Here is a 7736-nt window from a genome sequence, read left to right on the forward strand (position 1 = left end):
CCCCGGTTACGTATAAGCTAAAGCTGTTTTAAGGCCAAGCGCATTACTCGCGCCGTGAGCATGCTCGCCTTGTCTTTCAAGGGCCTAACCAATTCTTTTGTTTTGGCGCTTCTCCTTGTCTTCCTTCTTTCAATCCCTTGAGGCCCCACATATATTCGCCGCCACGTGCGACACGAAACCGGATGCCGAAGCGGGAGGCCCCTATGGCGACGTTGCAGAATTTCGATGCCGAAATTGCCAAGACCAAGCAGGTCGTTGAGGACATGCGCACCAAGATCGAGCAGTCCGGCACCGTGCTCGACACGCTCGCCCAGGCCGACAAGAAGATCGGCGACGCCAATTTCGACATCGAGAACGCCCGTATCGAAGACGTGCTGAAGCAGCAGAAGGTGATGGAAGGCAACATCGCCGACCTGATCATCGGGCTGGAAGACGCCACCAACGTCTTCGGCGCCGAATTCGAGAGCATGAAGAACTACACCGGCTGGGAAAACTTCGTCGGCGTGTTCTCGGCCCAGCGCAAGCAGCGCATGCGCACCGATCGCGTGCGCAACATGTCGCTCGCCGGCAATCTGCAGGAGCTACTCGCGAAATCGGACACCATCGTCGGTATCCTCAAGGCGCAGAAGCAGATCCTCGACCAGCGCTACAAGACCTCGGAAACCAGCCTGTCGCAGGTGATCGAGCGCCGCAAGACAACCGTGGCCAATCTCGAGACGGTCCAGAAGCGCATCGAGGAGCTCAATCCGATGCTGCTCGATATCGAGAACAAGATCGCCGCTTCGACCAGCCAGAAGGAGCGCACCCAGCTCGAAGGCGAGCGTTCGAAGATGGCGACGGAATACAACGAGAAACAGGCCAAGGAGCAGGAGCTGCTGGCCGAAAGCCAGACGCTGGAGCGCTACACCTCGATGTTCCAGACGTTTGTGGACTCCCTCAACAACCAGATCGCCGCGCAGTCGACGCTGATCAACAAGCTGGCCATCGACACCGAGCAGCGCATCGTCCTCTACAAGGCGCTGGAAGACTCGCTGAAGACGGCCGCCCAGCAGGACGTCGCCCACAAAATCAACACGCTGGGCAGCCAGGTCGACAACACGGCCGAAGAGACGATGGCCGGCATCGGCGCCGCCTCGCAGAAGCACATCGGCGATCTCTTGGAAATGCACGAGAAGAACATGGTGGCCAGCGCCGACATCCAACGCCGCAAGAAGCTCGCCGACGACGCCTTCGCCCGTCGCTTCGACGAGGTGATGAAGAAGCACAATTCCGCCAACTACGTGCAGTCGTAGGCGGCGTGCCGGCATTCTTCAGGGCAGTATCATGACTCCCGAAAATGAAGCGGCGGCACGCTATTTCTCCGCCATCACCGCAGCGCTAAGCGGGCTGGAAGTGTTCATGCGCGACGACCGCTCGCCGCTCTACCGGCACGGCATCGTCGCCAGGATCGTCGCCGAATACATCGCCCGGCTGGACAAGTCCTTTGCCTGCTGGCGCAACCGGCTGGGCTACGTGGATACGTTCCGCATTTCGCGCGCCGACAGCGGCTATCCTGTGTTCCAGAATCTGCTCGAGCTGGAGAACGACCGCCGTCAGGCCGATGCTCGGCTCGCCAACATCCCGCAGGCCGGCGAGCTGCGCGAGGAGATGGCCGACTTCATCCTGCGCCATAAGGAGTTTCCCGCCGCACTTCAGAAGTCGATGGCCGAGCGGCTCTATCTGGAGGACGTCAAGAGCGAGGCGACCTTCGGTCCCTTCATCCTGGCGCAGACGGCCAAAGTCTCGGTCAATCCGAAGACCATGCGGCCCTATTACCTCGTACACTGGGCCTCGTTCGACGGCAGCGCCAACCTGCCGCTGGTCTATATGGTGACGGTCGAGGACTCTTCCGAGAGCATGGTGCGCCAGCTCGTCGACGCCAACGGCAACCTCAACGAGCGGGTCGACATTCCGCTTCCCGTCGACGGCCTGCTCAACCCCGAGCTTGCCCACCGCTTCGACGATTTCACCGAGAAGAATTCGGCCTACACGCTGTCGCCGGCGACCATCGCGGTCAATCTCGACAAGGATTTCGAGCCGCTGCATCCCAAGCAGCTCCGCCGCGTCGTGCTCGGTCCTTTTTATTCGGCCGGCATCACCGAAAACAATTCGACGGTGACGGAGGTGCTCACCAAGGTGCGCAAACCGGAGAATGCCTGGCTGCTCACATGGACCATCCAGGAAGTCTTTTCCAAGTCCGAGAAGCCCGGTCGCAAGGGCCTGTTCTCCAGCGAGAAGACGACGCAGGAATTCTTCATCAACACCGACGACCTCGAAGCGGCGCGCCAGGGCGTATCGAGCTACGAGAACCACGCGCTGATCCCGCACGAGGCCTACCAGGCGCTCTACGCCGCCGGCGAGGCGCAGAAGATCTTTTCCGGCTACAAGGTCCACATCCTGTCCAACGGACAGGTCATCAGCGACGTCTGATTTCAACCGCGGAGCATCCTTCATGGACACCGGGCTGACCACGATCTCGGAAGCGGCAATCGAAAAGCACCGCGCCACCGCGCAAAGCTTCATCACCCGCATCGTCGTGCTGGAAGATCCCTCGCGCGAGTCCGGCACCGCGCTCGCCGGCACCAACCGCCGTTTCGTTTCGACCGTCTCGGTCGGCTCGGTGCGCCGCACGCGCGAGGTCGAGCTGACGAAGACGGTGGCGGCGATCCATCCCGACGACCAGTTGATGACCATTCCTCAGCACATGCTGCTCTTCCGGGCCCGGCGCGGCTTGGCGATCGCGCTTGCCATAGCGGATGTCTTCGCCGAGGGTTCCGACCTCGAAGGTCTGCAGGCGAAGAATGCGCGCGCGCCGCTCGAAGGCGACGAGGCAGCAACTTTCAAGAAGCTTTTGTCGGCGTCGGCCTATGTTTCCGCCTTCAGCCTCGCCTCCTATCTCTATCAGCTGATCGACAGCGACGGCGAGGCGCCGAACGATAGTCCCGAACCCGACTTCCTGTTCGACACGCCGCAGGACGCGGTGAAGTCGATCGTGGCCGGCCTCGACAAGGCGATTGCCGGCTCGAAGGACGATGCCGACCTGATGACGCGGGCGCGTGCTTTCGCCCGTGTCGCCATCGACGGACTGCTCGCGCGAAAAGGCCGCTTCGATGGCATCGGCCCGTTCGAGAACGCGCATATCCGCATCGACGTCGACGACTTCACCCTCGACGGCTTCGACGTCGCGCCCGGCAAACGCTCGAAACCTTTGGTAATGACCTTCAAGAAGCCGGAAGAGGTCGTCGGCAACCACATCGCCAAATTCCAGTCCGTCAGGCTGGCCAAGATGCTGATGGCCTATGATTTCGAACGCGAGCTGAACCCCTTCGTCGAGCTCGGCGGCTTCCTGTTCACCTTCATCGGCGACGGCGCTCCCGGCACCGGCAAGACGACGCTGATCCAGATGATCGCCGGCCTTGTCAACGGCTACTGCCAGGTTGCCGGCTATCCCTTCGCCTACGAGAATTTCGGCGTCGACCAGATCTCGTCCTACCAGGGCAAGTCCGGCCAGAACTGCCGTCAGTTCATCAACAATGTGCTCAACCCGCGCGCCATCGGCTTCGGCACCATTGACGACATCGACCAGGTGGCGGCGCGCCGCTCCGACGACCGCGCGTCGGCCGGCCAGCAGGAAATCACCGGCGTGTTGATGGATGCTTTTGCCGGCGCTTCCACCGTGGTGCGCGGCAACTGCTCCTTCGGCATGTTTTCCAACTATCCCGAGAACGTCGACGATGCGCTGCGCCAGCGCGCCGGCGCCCGCTGGCTGGTCGACGGCCCACAGACCCGCGATGACTACATCGACATCTTCGTGCTGCTTGCCGGCAAGAACCACAAGATCCCGCTGGGCGATCACGAGCTCTATGCCGCGCAGGAGATCCAGCGTGCCGTGGCCGAAGCCTATGAGGAGCACGAGAAGCCGCAGGAAGACGGGCTGATGAAGGTCTATGAGCGCTACATGAAGGAGAACGGCGCGCCGAAGACCATGGCCGATATCGGCACCTACCTGCACATGATCAAGGACGCCGAGCCGCGCTTCACCGGCCGCGCCATCAAGAATGTCACCGACGCCATCAAGATGCGCGCCATGGACATCGAGCTGCCGGACGACTGGTTCGAGAAGCCGGAAGCCTTCATGCACAAGAGCTACGACGACAAGAAGGCGATGATCGAGGAACTGCGCGGGCCGTTCTCGATGGACATGGTCATGCAGGAGATCAACCGCTACGCCGATTCCGAATTCCGCTACTCCGACAAGTCCGACGATGCTGCGGTGGAGAAGCTCTTGCGCGACGCACGGCTCCGCGAACGCGCGGCGCGCGAGATGGAGGAGCTGAAGAAGAAGGGTTTGTGGAATGCTTGAGTTGCGCCAACGCCCCCTTCTCCCCTTGTGGGAGAAGGTGTCGCCGAAGGCGACGGATGAGGGGTGCTCCAGCTTGGCACCGACGGCACTCCGGCCAACACCCCTCATCCGTCTCGGCGCTTCGCGCCGATCCATCTTCTCCCACAAGGGGAGAAGGGGAGTCCGCGCCCCTCACCCGCCCTTCGGGCACCTTCTCCCCGTAAACGGGGAGAAGGAAGGGTGAAAAACGCCAAGAAACCCGACCTCCTGCGCGACAACGAGCTGATCTATGGCCGGCTGCTCGCAGTCGACGAGCCGCATCTCATCCAGCGCTACAACAAGGCGCTCGTCGCCTTCGGCCTCGAGCCCACCAAGTTGAAGAGCTTCCAGATCGACCGCACCGGCTTCTCGCCCGAGGTGGCCGAGGAGTGCGGCGACTACGACTATCTCGATCCCAACGAGGTCAACCGCCGCTTCATCATCCTGACGCCGTCACAGATCGACCTGCCGGTGGTGCACACCGCCTTCTCAAACACCTCGCAGCTGATGTTCGAATTCATGTCCAAGAACCAGCGCGCAATCGACGCGCTGACCATCAAGGACGTCATCTACGGCGAGATCGAGGACTCCGTTCCCAAGGTCAACGACATCGAGGATTTGCTGTCGATCAACCAGGTCGAGTTCAAGGTGCTGTCGGCGGAAGACGTGCTGGGCAAGGCGGCCGAGCTCGGCAAGCTGGTGGACCGGCTCAAGCAAGAGCCCGACGCCTGGCGCGATAACGCCATGCTCGAGCGCATGGTCGATCTCGCCAAGGTCTGCGGCGACATCCGCGAGAACGCGCTGGTGCCCGACCAAGTGATCTTCCGCCACAATGCCTACTGGACCAGCCATTTCGGCGGGCTCTACGTCTTTGTCGATCCTGATATGACGACGGTGATCTGCGATCCGGCGGCCCCAGGATTCCGCCGCTCGCGGCCCTGGCAGGTAAGCTACCTCTCGATCAACGACGCCGACAAGGTGTTCAAATTCCTCGCTACGACCGGCCGACTAGAACTGCCGCGCGCCTCCTGGATCGAGGCTTCGGGCTATCTCGAGCATCGCGCCGAGATGGTGGTGCGGGCGCTGATCCGCGACGCCGAACCCAACCGCAACCTGACGGACGTCGACAAGGTCTGGCTGCAGACCTGGATCCACGGCCATGCCGACCTGATCGCCAGCGACGGTAATTTCCCGTTCCTCAACGCCGCCAAGCGCGAGATCGCCCAGTTCGGCCACCTGAAGCTGGAAGATGTGCCGCCGCGCCAGCGCTTCCTGGTCGTGCGCGCCAAGCCCGATCATCCCGATGCCTGGCTCACCAACCAGCTGATCTCGGATTTCGTGCCGCAGGACTTCGTCTCACGCTACGTCTTCAATAAACCGGGTTTCTACAAAGACTTCGACGACTTCAGCGACGCTTGGCGATCGCATGTTGTGGACGTTCTGAAAACCACATATTTGAAGGACAAGGCGGCGTTCCGCGCACGCCTTTACGGCTTGACTGACTGAGGGGTGAAGAGAGCCATGCTTGATCCGATCGTGAGTTTCTTCACCCAGATCTTCCAGTGGATCGGTCGCGGCATCGGCCTCCTCGTCGGCATCATCCTGTGGCCGTTCATGTGGGTCGGCCGCTGGTATGGGCAGCGCGGCTGGATCCTGAAGGCCGTTGTCGGCCTCGCCCTGCTGGTGCTCATCGGCCTTTACGCCAATTTCTTCTACGCCACCCAGTGGTGGAATAATTTCAACCCGAACTACATCGACAAATATACCTTCGAGAAGCGTGGCATTTCCGCGGGAGAGCAGGTTTCGGCCGGCGCCGGTACCGACACCGCCAAGACCTGTGGCAATTCGGCGATCGCCCAGGTGGCGGCGGACCTTACCGACTTCAACGTCAACCAGAATGCCTGGATCTCGTCGATGATCCTCTACAAGCTGGGCCTGTTCGGTATCGACTGGGACCATACGCCCTGGATGGACAACAAGGCCTCCTTCCAGCGCGGCATCAACCAGGCGGTGCGGCGCACGGCGACCGAGCTCGCCGACAATCTGGGGCGCGTACGTACGACCTCGCAGATCGACGCCGACCTCCAGGATGCGCGCGGCAATCTGCAGTTCGACGAGGAGACCTGGTATTTCGGCTTGAACCCGTTCGGCCCCAAGACGCCGACGCCGAGCTACTATCGTGACGCCGTGCGCAAGCTGCGCTCCTTCAACGCAAGGCTGGCCACCTGCCAGGCGACATTCGATGCCCGTGCCGACAATCTGAAGCAATATATCGACCGCATCTCGTCCGACATCGGCTCGACCTCGGCTATCCTCAAGGAGCGCGCGGAAAACCACAACGCTGGCTGGTTCGACTTCCGCGCCGACGACCGCTTCTGGTTCGCCTATGGCCAACTCTACGGCTATTACGGCCTGATGAAGGGCGCTCAGGCCGATTTCGACGACGTGATCAAGGAAAAGCACCTGCAGAATTTGTGGGACACGATGGACGCGCAGTTCGTCTCGGCGCTGCGCATCCAGCCCTTCATCATCGCCAATGGCCGTGAGGACGGCTGGCTCTTGCCGACGCACCTGACGACCATGGGCTTCTATATCCTGCGCGTGCGCTCCAACATGGTCGAGATCAGCAACGTGCTCAGCCAGTAACGCTGCGGCCACGGCCGGGCGCTGGCGGATTTGCGCCGTCGCGTCTGTCGCATTCCGTGCATTGCGCGGCTGTTTTGAGACGGCGGAGCGACATTCGCTCTGGCTTCTATACGGCGCAACGACCGGGCGCCGAAGACCCCTAGAAGGTCGACCGGGAACAGCAATTTATTTCTTTGCAGGAAACATAGTTGCATGAAAGTTGACGCCGTCACTGCGACAGGGTTAGAACATGCCCTTGCGTCCGGGCGGCGTTTCGAGCATGCACGAATGATAGAACCCCTCCCTTCCACTGCCCAATCCAGAGGAAAGCCGTCATGGCCGAAGTGAAGTCTGACATCGAGATCGCGCGCGCCGCCAAGAAGAGACCGATCCAGGAGATCGGCGCCAAGATCGGCATCCCGAACGAGCACCTTTTGCCCTATGGCCACGACAAGGCAAAGGTCTCGGCCGAGTTCATCAAGTCGGTGAAGGGCAACAAGGACGGCAAGCTGATCCTGGTCACCGCCATCAACCCGACGCCGGCCGGCGAAGGCAAGACGACGACCACGGTCGGCCTCGGCGACGGCCTCAACCGCATCGGCAAGAAGGCGATCGTCTGCATCCGCGAAGCCTCGCTCGGCCCGAATTTCGGCATGAAGGGTGGTGCGGCCGGCGGCGGCCTCGCCCAGGT

General features: G+C 61.6%; 6 protein-coding genes. All 6 read left to right on the forward strand.

What is annotated here, in order from left to right:
- The first annotated feature begins 203 nt into the window (after positions 1-203).
- Positions 204-1292, forward strand: a complete 1089-nt coding sequence (locus DH10_RS15310) for a hypothetical protein (protein WP_192254174.1) — start codon at positions 204-206, stop codon at positions 1290-1292.
- 31 nt (positions 1293-1323) lie between these two features.
- Complete coding sequence (locus tag DH10_RS15315; protein ID WP_192384936.1) at positions 1324-2469, forward strand: hypothetical protein; 1146 nt, start codon at positions 1324-1326, stop codon at positions 2467-2469.
- 22 nt (positions 2470-2491) lie between these two features.
- Positions 2492-4402, forward strand: a complete 1911-nt coding sequence (locus DH10_RS15320) for an AAA family ATPase (RefSeq protein ID WP_192384937.1) — start codon at positions 2492-2494, stop codon at positions 4400-4402.
- A 219-nt stretch (positions 4403-4621) separates the two neighbouring features.
- Complete coding sequence (locus DH10_RS15325; protein ID WP_192254168.1) at positions 4622-5926, forward strand: DUF6638 family protein; 1305 nt, start codon at positions 4622-4624, stop codon at positions 5924-5926.
- A gap of 15 nt (positions 5927-5941) precedes the next feature.
- Positions 5942-7066 (forward strand): DUF2333 family protein, encoded by a 1125-nt coding sequence (locus DH10_RS15330; protein ID WP_192254166.1) that lies wholly within the window; start codon positions 5942-5944, stop codon positions 7064-7066.
- Positions 7067-7380: 314 nt separating this feature from the next.
- A partial coding sequence (locus DH10_RS15335; RefSeq protein WP_192384938.1) for a formate--tetrahydrofolate ligase occupies positions 7381-7736 on the forward strand: 356 nt, incomplete at its 3' end.

It is taken from the genome of Mesorhizobium silamurunense (assembly GCF_014843825.1).
Lineage (GTDB): Bacteria > Pseudomonadota > Alphaproteobacteria > Rhizobiales > Rhizobiaceae > Mesorhizobium > Mesorhizobium silamurunense.